The organism is Pseudonocardia sp. ICBG601, from assembly GCF_020496245.1.
In genome coordinates this window covers 386427-403474 of record NZ_JAHLJA010000148.1, presented here as the reverse complement: position 1 = coordinate 403474, position 17048 = coordinate 386427, and the positions used below count along the sequence as shown (strand labels likewise).

General features: G+C 73.6%; 14 protein-coding genes. 7 read left to right on the top strand and 7 right to left on the bottom strand.

Annotated features, from left to right (window positions below; genetic code table 11):
• Positions 1-62 precede the first annotated feature (62 nt).
• From KPL57_RS30975 to KPL57_RS30955, 5 genes are all read right to left on the bottom strand, one after another.
• Positions 63-2384, bottom strand: a complete 2322-nt coding sequence (locus KPL57_RS30975) for an FdhF/YdeP family oxidoreductase (protein ID WP_226354200.1) — start codon at positions 2382-2384, stop codon at positions 63-65.
• Positions 2385-2510: 126 nt separating this feature from the next.
• Positions 2511-2993 carry a carboxymuconolactone decarboxylase family protein gene (locus KPL57_RS30970; RefSeq protein WP_226354199.1) on the bottom strand — a complete coding sequence of 161 codons (483 nt, stop codon included), beginning with the start codon at positions 2991-2993 and terminating at the stop codon, positions 2511-2513.
• Between the two features lie 10 nt (positions 2994-3003).
• Positions 3004-3474, bottom strand: a complete 471-nt coding sequence (locus KPL57_RS30965) for an Rrf2 family transcriptional regulator (protein ID WP_226354198.1) — start codon at positions 3472-3474, stop codon at positions 3004-3006.
• A gap of 141 nt (positions 3475-3615) precedes the next feature.
• Positions 3616-5601: an acyl-CoA dehydrogenase gene (locus KPL57_RS30960; protein ID WP_226354197.1), complete on the bottom strand. Its 1986-nt coding sequence runs from the start codon at positions 5599-5601 to the stop codon at positions 3616-3618.
• Positions 5598-6248 carry a TetR family transcriptional regulator gene (locus KPL57_RS30955; protein ID WP_226354196.1) on the bottom strand — a complete coding sequence of 217 codons (651 nt, stop codon included), beginning with the start codon at positions 6246-6248 and terminating at the stop codon, positions 5598-5600. The genes KPL57_RS30960 and KPL57_RS30955 overlap by 4 nt, the downstream gene beginning before the upstream one ends.
• A 205-nt stretch (positions 6249-6453) precedes the next feature.
• On the opposite strand from KPL57_RS30955, the gene KPL57_RS30950 reads away from it, so the two are divergent.
• From KPL57_RS30950 to KPL57_RS30930, 5 genes are all read left to right on the top strand, one after another.
• Positions 6454-7758, top strand: a complete 1305-nt coding sequence (locus tag KPL57_RS30950) for an acetyl-CoA C-acetyltransferase (protein WP_226354195.1) — start codon at positions 6454-6456, stop codon at positions 7756-7758.
• Positions 7755-9107: a 3-oxoacyl-ACP reductase gene (locus tag KPL57_RS30945; RefSeq protein WP_226354194.1), complete on the top strand. Its 1353-nt coding sequence runs from the start codon at positions 7755-7757 to the stop codon at positions 9105-9107. The genes KPL57_RS30950 and KPL57_RS30945 overlap by 4 nt, the downstream gene beginning before the upstream one ends.
• Positions 9107-10003, top strand: coding sequence for a MaoC family dehydratase (locus KPL57_RS30940; protein ID WP_226354193.1), 897 nt, complete (start codon positions 9107-9109; stop codon positions 10001-10003). Before KPL57_RS30945 ends, KPL57_RS30940 begins: the two co-directional genes overlap by 1 nt.
• 363 nt (positions 10004-10366) lie before the next feature.
• A complete protein-coding gene (locus tag KPL57_RS30935; RefSeq protein ID WP_226354192.1) occupies positions 10367-11527 on the top strand; it encodes a pyridoxal phosphate-dependent aminotransferase in 1161 nt (386 codons plus the stop codon).
• Entirely contained in the window at positions 11524-11952 is a 429-nt protein-coding gene (locus KPL57_RS30930; RefSeq protein WP_226354191.1) for an SRPBCC family protein, read from the top strand. The genes KPL57_RS30935 and KPL57_RS30930 overlap by 4 nt, the downstream gene beginning before the upstream one ends.
• Here the strand turns inward: KPL57_RS30930 and KPL57_RS30925 are convergent.
• Both KPL57_RS30925 and KPL57_RS30920 read right to left on the bottom strand, forming a co-directional pair.
• On the bottom strand, positions 11918-12592 hold the full coding sequence (locus KPL57_RS30925) for a VC0807 family protein (protein WP_226354190.1): 675 nt from the start codon (positions 12590-12592) through the stop codon (positions 11918-11920). The genes KPL57_RS30930 and KPL57_RS30925 overlap by 35 nt on opposite strands.
• A 205-nt stretch (positions 12593-12797) precedes the next feature.
• Entirely contained in the window at positions 12798-13499 is a 702-nt protein-coding gene (locus KPL57_RS30920; RefSeq protein ID WP_226354189.1) for a hypothetical protein, read from the bottom strand.
• A gap of 303 nt (positions 13500-13802) precedes the next feature.
• On the opposite strand from KPL57_RS30920, the gene KPL57_RS30915 reads away from it, so the two are divergent.
• The gene (locus KPL57_RS30915; RefSeq protein ID WP_226354188.1) at positions 13803-15389 is read left to right on the top strand and encodes a mononucleotidyl cyclase; all 1587 of its coding nucleotides are present in this window, start codon (positions 13803-13805) and stop codon (positions 15387-15389) included.
• 31 nt (positions 15390-15420) lie between these two features.
• Positions 15421-17037, top strand: coding sequence for an acyl-CoA synthetase (locus KPL57_RS30910; protein WP_226354187.1), 1617 nt, complete (start codon positions 15421-15423; stop codon positions 17035-17037).
• Positions 17038-17048 lie beyond the last annotated feature (11 nt).

Below are 17048 nucleotides of genomic sequence, written 5' to 3'. Positions count from 1 at the left end.
ACGAGGGGTGACGCCGATTCCGCCCGGACGTCACCGGACGGGTGAGCGCGCTCACACGTCGATCACCGGGTGGCGGGCTCCAGTCGCACCTGCACCCACTTCGACGTCGGGCAGCGCGAGGACTCCGCGTAGGACTCGAGCGGGATCAGCGGGTTCGTCTCCGGGTAGTACGCGGCGATGCAGCCCTTCGGCGTCGAGTACGACACCAGCCGGAAGTCGTCCGCGCGCCGCTCGCTGCCGTCGGTCCACTCGCTGACCAGGTTCACCCGTTCGCCGTCGGCGAAGCCCAGCTCGCGCAGGTCGGCGTCGGAGATGAACACGACCCGGCGGCCGGAGTGGATGCCGCGGTAGCGGTCGTCCAGGCCGTAGATCGTGGTGTTGAACTGGTCGTGGCTGCGCAGGCTCTGCAGGACCAGGCGGCCCTCGGGCAACGTCAGCACCTCCAGCGGGCTGACGGTGAACTCCGCCTTGCCCGACGCCGTCGGGAAGGTGCGGCTGTCCCGCGGCGGGTGGGCGAGGGTGAACCCGCCGGAGCGGGCGATCTTCTCGGTGTAGGCCTCGCAGCCCGGGACGACCCGGCCGATCCGGTCGCGGATGCGGTCGTAGTCGGCGGCGAAGTCGGCCCACGGGACGAGGTGGTCCGCGCCGAGGGTGGCACGCGCGATCCCGCACAGGATGTCGACCTCGGAACGCAGCAGCTCACCGGCCGGCTCGGAGCGGCCGTGCGAGGCGTGCACCGCCGACATCGAGTCCTCGACGGTGACCCGCTGTGCCCGGCCGCCGGTCAGGTCCTTCTCGGTGCGGCCCAGCGCGGGCAGGATCAGCGCGTCGGTCCCGGCGACGACGTGCGACCGGTTCAGCTTGGTCGAGATCTGCACGGTCAGCGCGCAGCGCTCCAGCGCCGGCTCGGTGACGCCGGTGTCCGACATCGCCTGGGAGAAGTTGCCGCCCAGGCCGACGAACACGCTCGCCCGCCCGTCGGCCATCGCCTGCACCGCCGCGACCGAGTCGTGGCCGTGCTCGCGGGGCGGCTCGAAGCCGAACTCGTCGCGGATCGCGTCGAGAAAGCTGTCCGCGACCCGCTCCCAGATGCCCATCGTGCGGTCGCCCTGCACGTTGGAGTGACCACGGACCGGGCACAGGCCCGCGCCCGGCTTGCCGATCATGCCCTGGAGCAGGGCGACGTTCACCATCTCCTTGATCGTGTTCACGGCGTTGCGGTGCTGGGTGATGCCCATCGCCCAGCAGTTCACGATCCGCTTCGAGGTCGCGAGCATCTCCGCGGCCTTCTCGATCTCGCCCCAGGTGAGCCCGGTCGCGGCGACGACGGCGTCGCGGTCCAGGTCCTTCACGTGCGCGGCGTAGGCCTCGAAGCCGTTCGTGTGCCGCTCGATGAAGTCGCGGTCCAGCACGCTGCCCGGGTTGCGGTCCTCGGCGGCGAGCAGCAGGTGCCCGAACGCCTGCCACAGCGCGAGGTCGCCGTTGCTGCGGATCTGCAGGAACTCGTCGGCCAGGTGGGTGCCGATGCCGGACATGCCGCGCGGGGTCTGCGGGTTGTCGAACTTGAACAGCCCGGCCTCGGGCAGCGGGTTGACCGCGAGGATCCGCGCGCCGTTCTTCTTGGCCGTCTCCAGCGCCGACAGCATGCGCGGGTGGTTGGTGCCCGGGTTCTGCCCGGAGATGACGATCAGGTCGGCGTCGTGCAGGTCCTGCAGCGAGACCGAGCCCTTGCCGACGCCGATCGCCTCGGCCAGGCCGACCGAGGTCGACTCGTGGCACATGTTCGAGCAGTCGGGCAGGTTGTTCGTGCCGTAGGCGCGGGCGAACAGCTGGTAGACGAACGCGGCCTCGTTCGAGGCCCGGCCGGAGGTGTAGAACAGCGCCTCGTCCGGGCTCGACAGGGCCCGCAGGTGGGTCCCGACCAGGGCGAACGCGTCGTCCCACGAGATGGGCTCGTAGTGCGTGCCGCCGGCCCGGCGGACCATCGGGTGGGTCAGCCTGCCCTGGCTCTCCAGCCAGTGCGCACTGCGGTCCCGCAGGTCGGCGATGGAGTGCTCGGCGAAGAACTCCGGGGTGACCCGGCGGCGGTCGCCCTCCCAGGACACGGCCTTCGCGCCGTTCTCGCAGAACTCGGCGGTGTGCCGCTCGCCCGGGGCCGGGTCCGGCCAGGCACAGCTCATGCAGTCGAAGCCGTCGACCTGGTTCATCGTGAGCAGGTTCTTGGCGGTCTTCACCACGCCCTGCTCGGCGAGGGAGCGCTTCATGGAGATCGCGACGGCCTTCGCCCCGGCGGCGGAGGTCTTCCGCTCCGAGACGCGCAGATCGGACTCCTCGGTGTCGACCGGGGGGTGGATCGGGGCGCTGTTGACCGGGGTGGGGGACACGGGCACCTCATCTGAACACAACGACGGCGGAACGGGTCAGACTACCCACGCGGGTGGGGCACGGAAACGATGTTGCCCCAGCGTGGGACGCCGTGCCCAGCCCGCTCCGCGGATGCGCGGGGAAGGTCACGGACGGTCCGCGGCCGCGGCGCGCCGACGGCTCCCCGCGACCTGCCGGGTGGCGACGCTGATCCGGTTCCAGGCGTTGATCGTCGCGATCGTGGTGACCAGCAGGGTCAGGGCCCGCTCGTCGAACACCGCGGCGGCCTCGTCCCACACCGCGTCCGGGACGGCGTCGGGCCGGTCGGCCAGCCGGGTCACCTCCTCGGTGAGGGCCAGCGCGGCCCGCTCCTCGCGGGTGAACCACGGGGCCTCCCGCCAGGCGGCGACGGAGAACAGGCGCTCGACGGTCTCGCCGGAGTCCAGCGCGTCGTGCGAGTGCATGTCCATGCAGAAGCCGCAGCCGTTGATCTGCGACGCCCGCAGCCGCACGAGCTCCTGCAGGGCGTGCGGGAGGACGGCGTCGTCGCGGGTGGAGGCCTCCAGCGCGGTCAGGGCGCGGTAGCCGTCCGGGACGTGGCGGTAGGGGCGGGTGATGCGGGGTTCCACGATGGTCTCCTCAGGGGGTGAGTGCTGCCCGCGCGCGCTGCGGCGCGTCGGGGGCGGACCGGACGACGTCGGCGCTCACGTCGGCGAGCGAGCGCGCGGCCAGCTCGCGGCGCCAGGCCAGCTCGGCCGAGCGCATGGACAACGAGATCGCGCACGACCGCGAGTAGTCCGCGGACGGGTCACCGCCGGGTGCGGCGCCCAGGATGGAGGTGCAGCGGAACGCCTCCTCCGGTCCCTCCAGCGCGACGACGACGTCGAGCAGGGACACCTCCGCCGGGTCCCGGGCGAGGCGGAAACCACCGCGCGGGCCGGGCACCGACTCGCAGACCCCGGCCCGCGCCAGGGCCTGGAGCTGCTTGTTCAGGTAGGCGGGCGGGAGGTCGTAGAAGCCGGCCAGCCGGGCGCCGGGCACCGGCCCGCCGACCCAGGCGAGGTTCAGGCAGCAGTGCAGTGCCCACTCGACGCCCTGGCTCATCCGCATGTTCCGGATACTACATATCCAGGATCTACGTTGTCCAGGATTCGGGCGACGCCGGTCTCCGCGAACTTCCGAGGCACACGACCGACGGCCGGCCCCGGGAGCTCCCGGGGCCGGCCGTCGGTCGTGCGGGGTGGTCGCGGCTCAGCCGGTCTCGACCTGGTCGGTCAGGGGCTCGGCCGGACGGCCGGGGGCGGGGGCCCACGCCTCGTCGTCGAGCATCGGGCAGGCCAGCCACTCCTCCGGGACGCCGAAGCCGTCGACCAGCGTGCGGGCGTAGGGCCGCAGCTCGGCGCACAGCGCGTTGACCAGCGGCCGGATCGAGCGGGACTCGGCCGCGGTGAGCCGGCCGGTCTCCAGGTACCAGGCCCGCTCGCGGTCGATCACGGTGAGCACGTGCAGGTCGTAGACCCGCTCGAGCAGCGCGCGCACCGCCGGGTCGCCGACGGTCACGAGCTTGTCCGCGAACGACGCCTCCACCAGCGTGTCCACGTGCGCCCGGGCCGCGGTGAGCAGCAGGTCCTGGGCGGAGTTGAAGACGGCGAACTCGTCGTTGCCCTTGCGCATGGCCGGTGCCAGGTTGCGGATCGCGGCGGCCAGGGTGTCCTCGCGACGGACCGCGAGCAGCTCCCGGCGGCGTGCGCGGTCGGTCAGGTCGATCCCGCGGAACGGGAGCCGCCGGGTCAGCGACGCGGCCCCGGTGTGCTCGGCCAGCACCCCGGCGAGCTGGCGGCCGAGCAGCGGCGCGATCTCGAGCGGGTTGCCCTTCTTGATCGTGCGGCCGTAGTCCGACAGCAGCTCCTTGGCCAGCAGCTGGAGCAGGACCGTGTTGTCGCCCTCGAACGTGGTGAACACGTCGGTGTCCGCCTTGAGGGCGGGCAGCAGGTTCTCCTCCAGGTAGCCCGCGCCGCCGCAGGCCTCCCGGCAGGTCTGGATGGTGTGCGTGGCGTGCCAGGTCGCGATCGCCTTGATCCCGGCGGCGGACTGCTCCAGCGTGCGCTGCTCGCGTGCGCCGACCGGTCCGGCGCCCGGGGCCTGGATGTCGTGCATCCGCTGGACCAGGTCGTCCTGGGTGAAGTGCAGGGCGAACGTCGTCGCCAGCGCGGGCAGCAGCTTCTGCTGGTGGGCGAGGTAGTCGAGGACGGCGATCTCCTCGCCGGTCGCCGGGTTGGCGAACTGGCGACGGCGCTCGCCGAACCGCACGGCCAGGGTGAGCGCCTTCTCGGTCGCCGCGCCGGCGCCGCCCGCCACCGAGATGCGGCCGCGGACCAGCGTGCCGAGCATGGAGAAGAACCGTGCCGTCTCGTTCTCGATCGACGACGAGTACGTCCCGTCCGGGGCGACGTCGGCGAAGCGGTTGAGGAGGTTCTCGCGCGGGATGCGGACGTGGTCGAAGGCCAGCCGTCCGTTGTCGACGCCGTTGAGTCCGGCCTTGCGGCCGTCGTCGCCGATCTGCACGCCGGGCAGGGCCTTGCCGTCGCTGTCGCGCAGCGGCACGAGGAAGGCGTGCACGCCGGGCTTCTCGTCGCCGGTGATCAGCTGGGCGAACACGACCGCCATCCGGCCGTCCCGCGCGGCGTTGCCGATGTACTCCTTGCGGGCCTGCGGGTACGGGGTGTGGACGACGAACTCGCCCGCCTCCCGGTCGTAGGTCGCGGTGGTGTGCAGGTGCTGGACGTCCGAGCCGTGCCCGGTCTCGGTCATCGCGAAGCAGCCGAGCAGCTCGCCGTCGATGATCTTGCGGAGGTACTGCTCGTGGTGCCGCTCGGTGCCGAGCACCTGGACCGCGCCGCCGAACAGGCCCCACTGCACACCGGCCTTGACCAGCAGCGACAGGTCGCCGTAGGCGAGCATCGCGAACGCGGCGACGACCCCGCCGACGTCGCCCTGGCCGCCGACCGACGGGTCGAACCCGGTGTGCGGGCGGCCCGAGGACGTCAGGAACTTCAGGGAGTCGGTGATCCACTCGCGGTACTGCGCCGAGGTCAGGTCGGGGTCCGCGCGCATCTCGGCGTTGGCCGCCAGCTGCTCGCGGGTCTCCTGCCGGGCCCGGGCCCAGCGCCCGTCGACGACGGTGCGGAGCGCCTCGGCGGGGACGGCGTCGGGGCTCGGAAGGGTGCTGCGGGTCATGACTGAACCTCCTGCTGCACGTGCGATGCCAGGCCGGACAGTCCGGACCAGGCCAGGTCGGTGAGATGGGCGGCGATCCGCTCGCGGGGGGTGCCGTCCGGACGGGCGAGCCAGTCGTCGGCCGCCCCGCGGACGAGGCCGACGATCGCGTGGCCCCAGATGCGGGCCGCGGCCCGCGGGTCGGTGCCGGTCCCCGCCGCGGTGCCGAGGTTGCCGGCGATGACCACCGCCACCTCGTCGCCGATCACGGTCACGAGGTCGTTGACCGGGTCGCTCGCCTCGGTGCGGCCGGTGTCGGCGGTGGGGGCGCGCCGGGTGGTGCCCTGGGTGAGCAGCGGTCGCTGTACCACGAACCGGTACAGCTCCGGGTCGATCTCGATCAGCCTGAGGTAGGCGTCGATGCCGGCCGCGACGGCCGCCCGCGGCCCGCGGCCCGAGTCGGACAGGGCCTCGGCGGTGGCCCGCCGGACCTCGGCCAGCAGGACGCCGGCCACCGACTCGCAGATCGCGGTGTAGAGGCCGGCCCGGTCGCCGAAGTGTCGGTAGATCACGGTCTTGCTGGTCCCGGCGGACGTGGCGATCTCGTCCATCCCGATGCCGGCGCCGTGCCGGCGGATGGCTCCGATCGCGGACCCGACGAGTGCCACCCGCCGCTGCTCGCGGTGGGCGTCCCATCGGCTGTCGCGTCTGTCTCGTCCGGCCTTCACGAAACCCATAGTACCGTGTACCTTGAGTACCGGCTACCCCGTGGTAACGACGAACCACGAGCTGATGCTCCGCCCGCCCGGAGCCGCGTGCAGCGCGGCGACCCGATCGGGTGGGGCGGGACCCGATCCAGGAGGGACGACCCCCATGCCAGCCAGCACCCGGCGCGCCGCCGTCATCGGCGGCAACCGCATCCCGTTCGCGCGGGCCAACGGTGCCTACGCCTCCGCCTCGAACCTCGACATGCTCACCACGACGCTCGACGGTCTGGTGGCCCGCTTCGGGCTGGCCGGCGAGCGCCTGGGTGAGGTCGTGGCCGGCGCCGTGCTCAAGCACTCCCGCGACTTCAACCTGACCCGCGAGGCGGTCCTCGGCTCCCGGCTGAACCCCGCCACCGCGGCCTACGACGTGCAGCAGGCCTGCGGCACCGGCCTGGAGGCGACGATCGCCGTCGCCAACAAGATCGCGCTCGGCCAGATCGAGTCCGGCGTCGCCGGCGGTGTGGACACCGCGTCCGACGCGCCGATCGCGCTGAACGACGACCTGCGTCGCGTGCTGGTCAAGCTCAACGCCGCGAAGACGGCGGTGGACCGGCTCAAGCTGGTCGGGCAGCTGCGGCCGGGCCAGATCGTCCCGGACATCCCCGAGAACTCCGAGCCCCGCACCGGCCTGTCGATGGGCGAGCACGCGGCGCGCACCGCGCTGGAGTGGGGCATCGGCCGCACCGAGCAGGACGAGCTGACCGCGCGCAGCCACCACAACCTGGCCGCCGCCTACGACCGCGGCTTCTTCGACGACCTCGTCACGCCGTACCTGAAGCTGACCCGCGACAACAACCTGCGCGCGGACTCCTCGGTGGAGAAGCTGGCGAAGCTCAAGCCGGTCTTCGGGAAGGGCCCGGACGCCACGATGACGGCGGGCAACTCGACGCCGCTGACCGACGGCGCCGCGCTGGTCCTGCTCGGGTCCGACGAGTGGGCCGCCGAGCACAAGCTGCCGGTGCTGGCCCACGTCGTCGACGCCGAGACCTCGGCCGTGGACTACGTGCACGGCCCGGACGGGCTGCTCACCGCGCCGGTGTTCGCCGTCCCGCGGATGCTCGAGCGCAACGGCCTGTCCCTGCAGGACTTCGACCTGTACGAGATCCACGAGGCGTTCGCCTCGGTCGTGCTCGTGCAGCGCAAGGCCTGGGAGGACCCGCGCTTCTGCAAGGAGCGCCTGGGCCTCGACGCGCCGCTGGGCGCGATCGACGACGCGAAGCTCAACGTCGCGGGCTCCTCGCTCGCCGCGGGGCACCCGTTCGCCGCGACCGGCGGGCGGATCGTCGCCACCCTGGCCAAGCTCCTGCGGGAGAAGGCCGACACGGAGAAGAAGGACCAGCGCGGCCTGATCTCGATCTGCGCCGCGGGCGGCCAGGGCGTCGTCGCGATCCTGGAGGCGAAGAAGGCATGAGCGACCTGCTCGCGACCCTGTCCAACACCGGCATCGCCAAGCAGCTCGGGCTGCCCACGGTGCCGACCCTGCGCCGGCACCGTCCCGGCGACCCGCTGCTCGCCGGCCCCGTGCTCGTCGCGGCCGTGGGCGAGGGCCGCTTCGCCAAGGCGGTCACCGCGTTCGTCGAGGAGCAGGGTGTCCCCGCGCTCACGGCGGTCGGCGAGGACCGGCTGCACGGCGTCGTCGTCGACCTGTCGGGAGCGCGGACGCTGGCCGACCTCGCCGCCGCCCAGCAGATCCTCACCCCCGCGGTGAAGAGGCTCGGGCCCTCGGGCCGGGTGCTGCTGATCGGCGCCGAGCCCGCCGAGGCGTCCGGGGCCGAGGCGGCCGCCGTCGCCCAGTCGCTCGACGGCCTGGTCCGCTCGATCGGCAAGGAGCTGCGGTTCGGCGCGACGGCGAACCTGCTCGTCGTGACCTCCGACGTGACCCCGGCCGCGATCGACTCGTCGGTCCGGTTCTTCCTGTCGGCCCGCTCCGCCTACGTCGACGGCCAGGTAGCGCACGTCGCCGCCCCGGTCGGGAACCCGCGGGAGCCGGCCGAGGTCGACGACCCGCGCGCCGAGGAGCAGCCGCTCGCCGGGCGCGTCGCGGTGGTCACCGGGGCGGCACGGGGCATCGGCGCGGCCATCGCCGACACCCTGGCCCGCGACGGCGCGACGATCGTCGCCGTCGACATCCCGGCGGCCGGCGAGGGCCTGGCCCGCACCGCGAACCGCACCGGCGGCACCGCGCTGCAGCTGGACATCACCGCCTCCGACGCGGCGGACCGGCTGCTCTCGCATCTCGCCGACCGGCACGACGGCGTCGACATCGTGGTGCACAACGCGGGCATCACCCGCGACAAGCTGCTCGCGAACATGACCGAGGACCGCTGGAACTCGGTCCTCGGGGTCAACCTGGGCGCCCAGCTGACGATCAACGAGGCGCTGCTGGCGAAGGGCTCCCCGCTGCACGAGGCCGGCCGCGTGGTCTGCGTGTCGTCGCAGTCGGGCATCGCGGGCAACCGCGGCCAGACCAACTACGCCGCCTCGAAGGCCGGTGTGATCGGGATGGTCCGCGCGCTCGCCCCGCGCTTCGCCGAGCGCGGCGCGACGATCAACGCCGTCGCACCCGGGTTCATCGAGACCGACATGACCGCGAAGATGCCCGTCGCCACCCGCGAGGGCGGCCGCCGGATCAACTCGCTCAAGCAGGGCGGGCTGCCGGTCGACGTCGCCGAAGCCATCGGCTGGTTCGGCCGCGCCGAGTCCGGCGGGCTCAACGGGCAGGTCGTGCGGGTCTGCGGCCAGTCGATGCTGGGGGCCTGATGACCGTGGCCGAGGACCGGAAGGTCACCGAGCTGCCCGGCCCGCCGTCGCTAGGGCCGTACTACGCCTCCGCGGCCGCCCGGGCGGCGCTGCCCGGCGGCTCCGGCCGGTCGCTGCCCGCGACCGAGCTGGTCCGCCGCGGCGTCACCGTCGAGCAGGGGCACCTCGCCGACTACGCCCGGGTCTGCGGGTTCCGGGTCGGCAACGCCCTGCCGGTGACCTACCCGCACATGCTCACCTTCCCGCTGCAGGTCGTGCTGATGGCCGGCCGGTCGTTCCCGCTGCCGCTGCCCGGGCTGGTGCACATCGCCAACCGGATCACCGTGCACCGGGCGATCGCCCCGACCGGGACGCTCGACGTCCGGGTGTGGGCCGAGCGGTTCACCCGCCACCCCAAGGGTGCGCAGGTGGACCTGATCGGCGAGGTCTCCGCGGACGGGGAGACCGTCTGGGAGGGCCGCAGCACCTACCTGGCCCGCGGGGCGACGGCCCCGGACGGCCCGGCGGGCGGCGACGGCACGGCCGACATCGCCGAGCCGCCGGTGCCCACCGGTCCGGCGAACGCGCTGTGGCGGGTCCCGGGCGACATCGGGCGCCGCTACGCGGCCGTCTCCGGTGACGTGAACCCGATCCACCTGCACCCGCTCACCGCGAAGGCGATGGGCTTCCCGCGGGCGATCGCGCACGGCATGTGGACCGCGGCGCACGCCGCCGCGGCGCTGGAGGGCCGGGTCCCCGACGCCTGCACCTACGACGTCGTCTTCCGCAAGCCGGTGCTGCTCCCGGCGAAGGCCGAGCTCGTGACCGAGCAGGCCGCAGGCGGTGCGTGGGGACTGGCCCTGCGCAGCGCCAAGGACGCGCAAAAGCTCCACCTGGTCGGCCGCATCGGCGGGTAGACCTGACGCATGGACGAGGAACGACCCCGACCGGGTGGGCAGGTCTGCTCACCCGGTCGGGTGATTCTGGATCGGTCCACAGGCCGGTACAGCAACGTTTTCCCGATGACGGACGTCTTCCTCTGTGTCCATCATTCGTCATCCGACATCCGTGAGGAGGCCATGCGATGAACGAGGACATCTCGATCGAGACCGACGAGCAGCACGACGACGAGTCCCACATCGTCCGCGGACTCGACTAGGTCGGGCGGAGGAGCTCGTCCCGGCGCGGTGGAACCCACCGGCGTCCGTGGACCGGCACGGGTTCGCGCAGACCCTCGATCAGGAGCTGCGCCACCCGCCCACCCGGATAGTGTCGGGCCCATGCTGGTCGAGCGCATGCGCCCGTTCACCTCGACGATCTTCACCGAGATCTCCCGCCTCGCGGTCGAGACCGGTGCGATCAACCTCGGCCAGGGCTTCCCGGACACCGACGGTCCGGCCTCCCTGCTTGCCGACGCCGCCGCCAACATCACCGAGCGCGGCCTGAACCAGTACCCGCCCGGCCCGGGCGTACCCGCGCTGCGCGAGGCCGTCGCCGCGCACCAGCACCGCTGGTACGGCCTCGAGGTCGACCCGGCCGACGTCGTCGTCACCACGGGGGCGACCGAGGCGATCGCCGCGACCCTGCTCGGGCTCTGCGGCCCCGGCGACGAGGTCGTCGCCTTCGAGCCCGCCTACGACTCCTACGCCGCCGCCGTCGCGCTGGCCGGCGCCACGCTGCGGACCGTGCCGCTGCTCCCGCCCGACTTCGGCTTCGACGACGACGCGCTGGCCGCCGCGTTCTCCGACCGCACCCGGGTGGTGCTGGTCAACACCCCGCACAACCCGACCGGCGCCGTGCTCACCCGCGACCAGCTGACCCGGGTCGGGGAGCTCGCCGTCGCGCACGACGCCGTCGTCGTCACCGACGAGGTGTACGAGCACATGGTCTTCGACGACGCCCGGCACGTGCCGATGGCGTCGCTGCCCGGACTCGCCGACCGCACCCTCACGATCTCCTCGGCGGGCAAGACGTTCTCGGTGACCGGCTGGAAGGTCGGCTGGGTGCACGGCCCGCCGGAGCTCGTCGCCGCGCCGCGGGCGGTCAAGCAGTTCCTGACCTTCCACGGCGGCGCCCCGCTGCAGCCCGCCGTCGCGCACGCGCTGGCCCTGGGCGACGACTTCTACACCGGCCTCACCGCGGACCTGGCCCGCAAGCGGGACCTACTGTCCGCCGGGCTGCGGGCGGCCGGGTTCGACGTGCTCACCCCGCGCGGGACGTACTTCGTGGTCGCCGACCCGCGCCCCCTCGGGTTCGACGACGGCGTCGACCTGGCCTGGAAGCTGCCCGGGCTGTGCGGGGTCGCCGCCGTCCCGGTGTCGGTGTTCTGCCCGTCGCCCGACGCGGCGCGGGCCTACCGGCCGTTCGTGCGGTTCGCGTTCTGCAAGCGCGACGACGTACTGGAGCAGGCGGCCGGGCGGCTCGCGGGGCTGCGGGCGTGAGCGTCGCCGCGAGCTGGGTGTCGGTCGTCGTCGGCGCCGACCCGCAGCGGGTCTACGCCTTCGCCCGCGACCCGCGGAACCTGCCGCGGTGGGCGGCCGGCGTCGGGGACCGCATCGAGGAGCGCGACGGCCGCTGGGTCGTGCCCGGCGGCCCGCTCGGGGGGATCGAGCTCCGGTTCGCCCCCGAGAACACCTGGGGCGTGCTCGACCACGAGGTGCTGACCGCGACCGGGGAGCGCTTCCACAACCCGATGCGGGTGGTGGAGCACCCCGGCGGCGCCGAGGTCGTGTTCGGCGTCCGGCGCACCCCCGGGGCACCGGACGCCGACCACGCCGCGGACGTCGCCGCCGTCGTCGCGGATCTGGAGCGGCTGCGGGACCTGCTGGAGGTCACCGGCCCGCCCGCACCGCCCGCTTCACACTGACCACCAGCAGCGCGGACAGGCCCGTCCACATCACGATCGACTGCACCGACAGGATCGGCAGCGCCACCACCGGGGCCAGCGTGTAGGCCAGCGTGATCCGCAGGGTCGCCTCCAGCGCCATCACGCACGCGGCGACGCCCGTCGCGCGGCGCAGCGTCCGGCGGAACACCGGGTTGGCGGCCCACTGGCGCTCCATCAGCGCGGGCAGGTCGGGGCGCTGGGCGCTGCCGAAGAAGCGGCACACGTGGAACACCAGCGGGCGGCGCCCGACCACCAGCGACCCGGCGAGCAGCAGTCCGAACGCGATGCTCTGGATCGCGTCGCGGGCGACGGCGAACCGGGCGTCGCCGCTGAGCAGCGACGTCGCCAGCCCGGCCGCGATGGTGACCAGCACGATCACCCCGACCGGGTTGAGCCTGCGGTGCCGCACCGCCTGCACCAGCACGTTCAGCGCGGGCGGCAGCGCGGACCAGGCCAGCGCCGCGACGTCGGACATGCCCTGCCCGGTCAGCACGACGTAGACGAGGTAGGGCAGCGCCGCGTCCACCAGCAGCGAGCCCACGGTCTGCCGCAGCACGGCGCCGCGGCCCGCGGGGGCGGTGGGCGCCGGGGTGGCCGTCGGTGTGGTGGTCGGGGTCATCGGTGCCTCCGGGGTGCGGCGGATCGGACCCGACGACGGTCCCGCGCGCGGACCCCCTCCCGGATCCACCCGGGGACCGACCCCGGGTGGAGATCGGCTCTCCACCCACCGGCCCGGACACGGCGACGCCCCCGTCCCGTCGCTGCGGCGACGGTGGCGGGGGCGGTCGTGTGCCGGTGCGGCGCCCGGTCGGCGCCGGGCGCGGTCAGATCCGGGCGGTCCGCTGCGCGGCACCCGGCCAGAGGCGGGCACCGACGGCGCCACCGATCGCCGCGGCCGCGGCGGTGACACCCATCCCGAGGACCGACCAGCCCGCGGCGTCGCGCGCGAGGCCGACGATGCCCGTGCCGTTCATGCCGGCGAACGCCGAGCCCGCGTAGCCGGCGAGCGCGCCGCCACCCGCGAGGGCGAGCGCGACCAGCAGCATCGTGGTCAGGACCCACATCGCCAGGGCGTTGACCACGCCGTCGCCGGGGCTGTCCCACAGCGTCGACGACCCGGTCGCCATGCCACCGAGGAAGAACGCGAGCAGGCCGATGACCACCGACACCACGGCCGCCGTCGTCGTGCCGGGACCGCCGAAGGCCAGCCAGCCGAAGGCGAAGAACAGCAGCTGCAGGACGATGTTGGTCGCGAACGTGGTCAGCGCGCCGATCCACACCGCGCCCCAGCGGATGCGGTCCAGCCGCGGGCTGCCCGCGACCGGTACCCCGCCCGGGTGGTGCGCGACGCCCGGCCGGTGGTCCACCGTGGTGCGGTCGGTGACGGTGCGGTCGGTGACGGCGTGGTCGCTGTGCCGGTGGTCGGCGTGCCCGGGGTCGGCGTGCCCGGGGGCCACCGCGCCCGCGTGCTCCGCCGGTCCGCCTGCGACGGCGCCGCGGCCGGTGGTGCCATACGTGCTGGTCATCTGGTTGTCCCCTCTGTGTGACGGGCCCCGCCGGAGCCGGTCCGTCCCGATGTGTGACCTACCCGGGGCCAGTACCCGTGAGCTGGGTCTCACAACGTCGCGGCGACGAGAACACGCGAACGGGGAGCCGCCGTAGTGGGTTCGGCCCAGGCGGCCGACCGCGCAGGGTGGGCGGCCATCCCGTCGCGCAGCACGGTGGTGGCGCCCGTTCCCCGTCCCGGCGGGCTGGGGCGCGGGGAGGGTCCGGCATCCGGTCCCGATCTCCGGCGGCCCGGCTCACTCGATCGGCCTAGACTCCGGCCCATGGATGCGCAGCGACCCGCGACGCGGCCGGGCCGCCAGGTCGTCGGGCTGCCGGTACGGGCCCTGCTCGCCCTCGTCGTGGCGTCGGCGAACGTCATCGGCGCGGCCGTGGTGCTGGTCATCGCGGCCTTCGTGCTGCCCCGCGAGCAGCTGCTCGACGCCGTCGAGATCCGGCTGGTCAACCTCGTCGTGCTGGGGATCTACCTGCTCGTCGCGGTCCCGGTCGGGATCTGGTTCGGCCGCCGGAAGCTGACCGTGCGCCGCTCCTCGCGCGACCCGCAGGCCGACGAGCGACGGCTGGTGCTGCGGGCACCCGCCCGGATCACCTCGATGGTCGCGCTGCTGTGGGCGGTGGCCGCGGTCCTGTTCTGCTTCCTGAACCTGCGCTACTCCGGCCGGCTGGGCTTCTCGGTCACCGCCACCGTGCTCATCGGCGGCGTGACCACGTCGTCGCTGTCCTACCTGCTGGTCGAGCGGATGCTGCGCCGCGCCGCGGCCCGGGTGCTGTCCGGACGGCCGCCGAAGCGGCGTCGCCTGGTCACCGGGGTCATGCTGCGCTCGGTCGGGTTCTGGGCGCTCGGCACCGCGGTCCCGATCTCCGGGATCATGCTGGCCGGGCTCGTCGCGCTGGTGTTCGGCGACTCCTCACCCACCCAGCTCGCGGTCACCATGCTCGCGCTGGGCGGCACGGCGATCGGGGTCGGGCTGATCACGACCCTCGGTGCCGCCCGCGCCATCGCCGACCCGGTGCTGGCGGTGCGCCGCGCGCTGGCCCGGGTGCAGGACGGCGACCTCGACGTCCGCCTGCCCGTCTACGACAACACCGAGCTCGGCCAGCTCCAGGCCGGGACGAACAGCATGGTCGAGGGCCTGCGCGAGCGGGAGCGGATCCGCGACCTGTTCGGCCGCCACGTCGGCCGCGACGTCGCCGAGGCCGCCTCGGCACGCGGCGACGGCATCCGGCTCGGCGGCGAGGTGCGCCCGGTCGCCGTGCTGTTCGTCGACCTCGTCGGTTCGACGACGATGGCCGCCCGCCGCCCGCCCGAGGAGGTCGTGGCGGTCCTGAACCGCTTCTTCGGGGTGGTCGTCGAGTGCGTCGAGCAGGCCGGTGGGTGGATCAACAAGTTCGAGGGCGACGCCGCACTCGCGGTCTTCGGTGCCCCGCTCGACCTCGACGACGCCCCCGGCGCCGCGCTGAGCGCCGCCCGCTGCCTGGGCGCCCGCCTGGCCGAGGAGATGCCCGAGGTCGAGGCCGGGATCGGCGTCTCCGCGGGCGACGCCGTGGCCGGCAACATCGGGGACCCGCGCCGCTACGAGTACACCGTGATCGGCGACCCGGTGAACGAGGCCGCCCGGCTCACCGAGCTGGCGAAGTCGGTGCCGGGGATGGTCGTCGCGTCCGCGCGGGCCGTCGACGCCGCCGGTGCGGAGGCCGCGCGGTGGCGGGCCGGGGAGTCGGTGACGCTGCGCGGACGGGACGAGCCGACCGGCGTCTGCGTGCCGGCCGAGCACGCCCAGGACACCGCCCGGGACACAGCCCGGGACACCGCCGCGCCCGTCGGATCCGGGGAAAACAGTCGTACGTGACTGTCGGGGTGTCCTCGGGCAGGATGCCGCCATGGGCAACGGTGCTACCGAGTTCAGTGAGCAGACCGCCGCGGCGATCCAGCGGGTGCGCCGGCACTCGCTCGGGGACCTCCTGCACCGCACGGCCGTCCGGTATCCGGGCAAGACCGCGGTCGTCGACGGCGACACCCGCTGGACGTTCGCCGAGTTCGACGCGGCGGTGAACCGGTGCGCCGCCGCCCTGGCGGAGCAGGGGCTGGCCAAGGGCGACCGGCTCGCGCTGCTCTCGCACAACTGCCGCCAGTTCGCGGTGCTCGTCTACGCCACCGCGCGGCTCGGCGTCGTGCTCGTGCCGATCAACTTCATGCTGAACGCCGAGGAGATCGCGTTCATCCTCGACCACTCCGGGGCGACGGCGTTCGTCGTCGAGGACGCGCTGGCCGCCACCGGGGAGAAGGCGCTCGCGCAGTCGTCGGCGCCGGCGTCGGTCCGGGCCTGGATCGGACTGTCCGGGCAGGCGCCGACCGGCGACTGGGCCGACCTGGACGCCTGGATCGACGGCGACGGCGACCCCGGCGAGCCCGACGTGCACATCGCCGACGACGACCCGCTGCGCCTCATGTACACCTCCGGCACCGAGTCGCGGCCCAAGGGCGTCATGCTGCCGAGCCGGTCGCTGATCACCCAGTACGTGTCGTGCGTCGTCGACGGCGGGATGGAGCACGACGACGTCGAGCTGCACTCGCTGCCGCTCTACCACTGCGCGCAGCTGGACTGCTTCCTGTCCGTCGACGTCTACCTGGGCGCGACCAGCATCATCCTCCCGTCGCCGGATCCGGCCCGGCTGCTGGAGACGATCGAGCGGGAGAAGGTCACCAAGCTCTTCTGCCCGCCGACGGTGTGGATCTCGCTGCTGCGCCACCCGGACTTCGACACCCGGGACCTGTCGAGCCTGCGCAAGGGCTACTACGGCGCGGCGGCGATGCCGGTCGAGGTGCTGCAGGAGCTGTCCCGGCGGCTGCCCGACGTGCGGCTGTGGAACTTCTACGGCCAGACCGAGACCTCGCCGCTGGCGACCCTGCTGGCCCCGCACGAGCAGCTCAGCCACGCCGGGTCGGCCGGGCGGGCGTCGCTGAACGTCGAGACGCGCGTCGTCGACGACGAGGGCAACGAGGTCCCGCCGGGCGAGGTCGGCGAGATCGTGCACCGCAGCCCGCACGTGACGCTGGGGTACTACGAGAACGAGGAGAAGACCGCCGAGGCGTTCGCCGGCGGCTGGTTCCACTCCGGCGACCTGGGTGTGATGACGGCCGACGGGTACCTGTCCGTCGTCGACCGCAAGAAGGACATGATCAAGACGGGTGGGGAGAACGTGGCCTCCCGCGAGGTGGAGGAGGCGCTCTACCTGCTCGACGGCGTCGCCGAGGTCGCCGTGTTCGGCGTCAGCCACCCGCACTGGATCGAGGCCGTCACCGCGGTCGTCGTCCCGAAGGACGGCGTGACGCTGACCCGCGAGCAGGTCGACGCGCACGCGAAGGACAAGCTCGCCGGCTACAAGCGGCCCAAGTACGTCGTGTTCGCCGACGCCCTCCCGAAGAACCCCAGCGGGAAGATCCTCAAGCGGGAGCTGCGCACAGAGCACTCGGAGATCGCCGCCCGGGAGGGCTGAGCCCGCCCCGG

Bases quoted from the DNA above. Each gene is read 5' to 3' on its own strand.
- KPL57_RS30965 (WP_226354198.1), bottom strand. From the start codon at position 3,474: ATGCGGATGAGCCAGGGCGTCGAGTGGGCACTGCACTGCTGCCTGAAC.
- KPL57_RS30960 (WP_226354197.1), bottom strand. From the start codon at position 5,601: ATGACCCGCAGCACCCTTCCGAGCCCCGACGCCGTCCCCGCCGAGGCG.
- KPL57_RS30920 (WP_226354189.1), bottom strand. From the start codon at position 13,499: ATGACCAGCACGTATGGCACCACCGGCCGCGGCGCCGTCGCAGGCGGA.
- KPL57_RS30925 (WP_226354190.1), bottom strand. From the start codon at position 12,592: ATGACCCCGACCACCACACCGACGGCCACCCCGGCGCCCACCGCCCCC.
- KPL57_RS30935 (WP_226354192.1), top strand. From the start codon at position 10,367: ATGCTGGTCGAGCGCATGCGCCCGTTCACCTCGACGATCTTCACCGAG.
- KPL57_RS30915 (WP_226354188.1), top strand. From the start codon at position 13,803: ATGGATGCGCAGCGACCCGCGACGCGGCCGGGCCGCCAGGTCGTCGGG.
- KPL57_RS30945 (WP_226354194.1), top strand. From the start codon at position 7,755: ATGAGCGACCTGCTCGCGACCCTGTCCAACACCGGCATCGCCAAGCAG.
- KPL57_RS30940 (WP_226354193.1), top strand. From the start codon at position 9,107: ATGACCGTGGCCGAGGACCGGAAGGTCACCGAGCTGCCCGGCCCGCCG.
- KPL57_RS30910 (WP_226354187.1), top strand. From the start codon at position 15,421: ATGGGCAACGGTGCTACCGAGTTCAGTGAGCAGACCGCCGCGGCGATC.
- KPL57_RS30950 (WP_226354195.1), top strand. From the start codon at position 6,454: ATGCCAGCCAGCACCCGGCGCGCCGCCGTCATCGGCGGCAACCGCATC.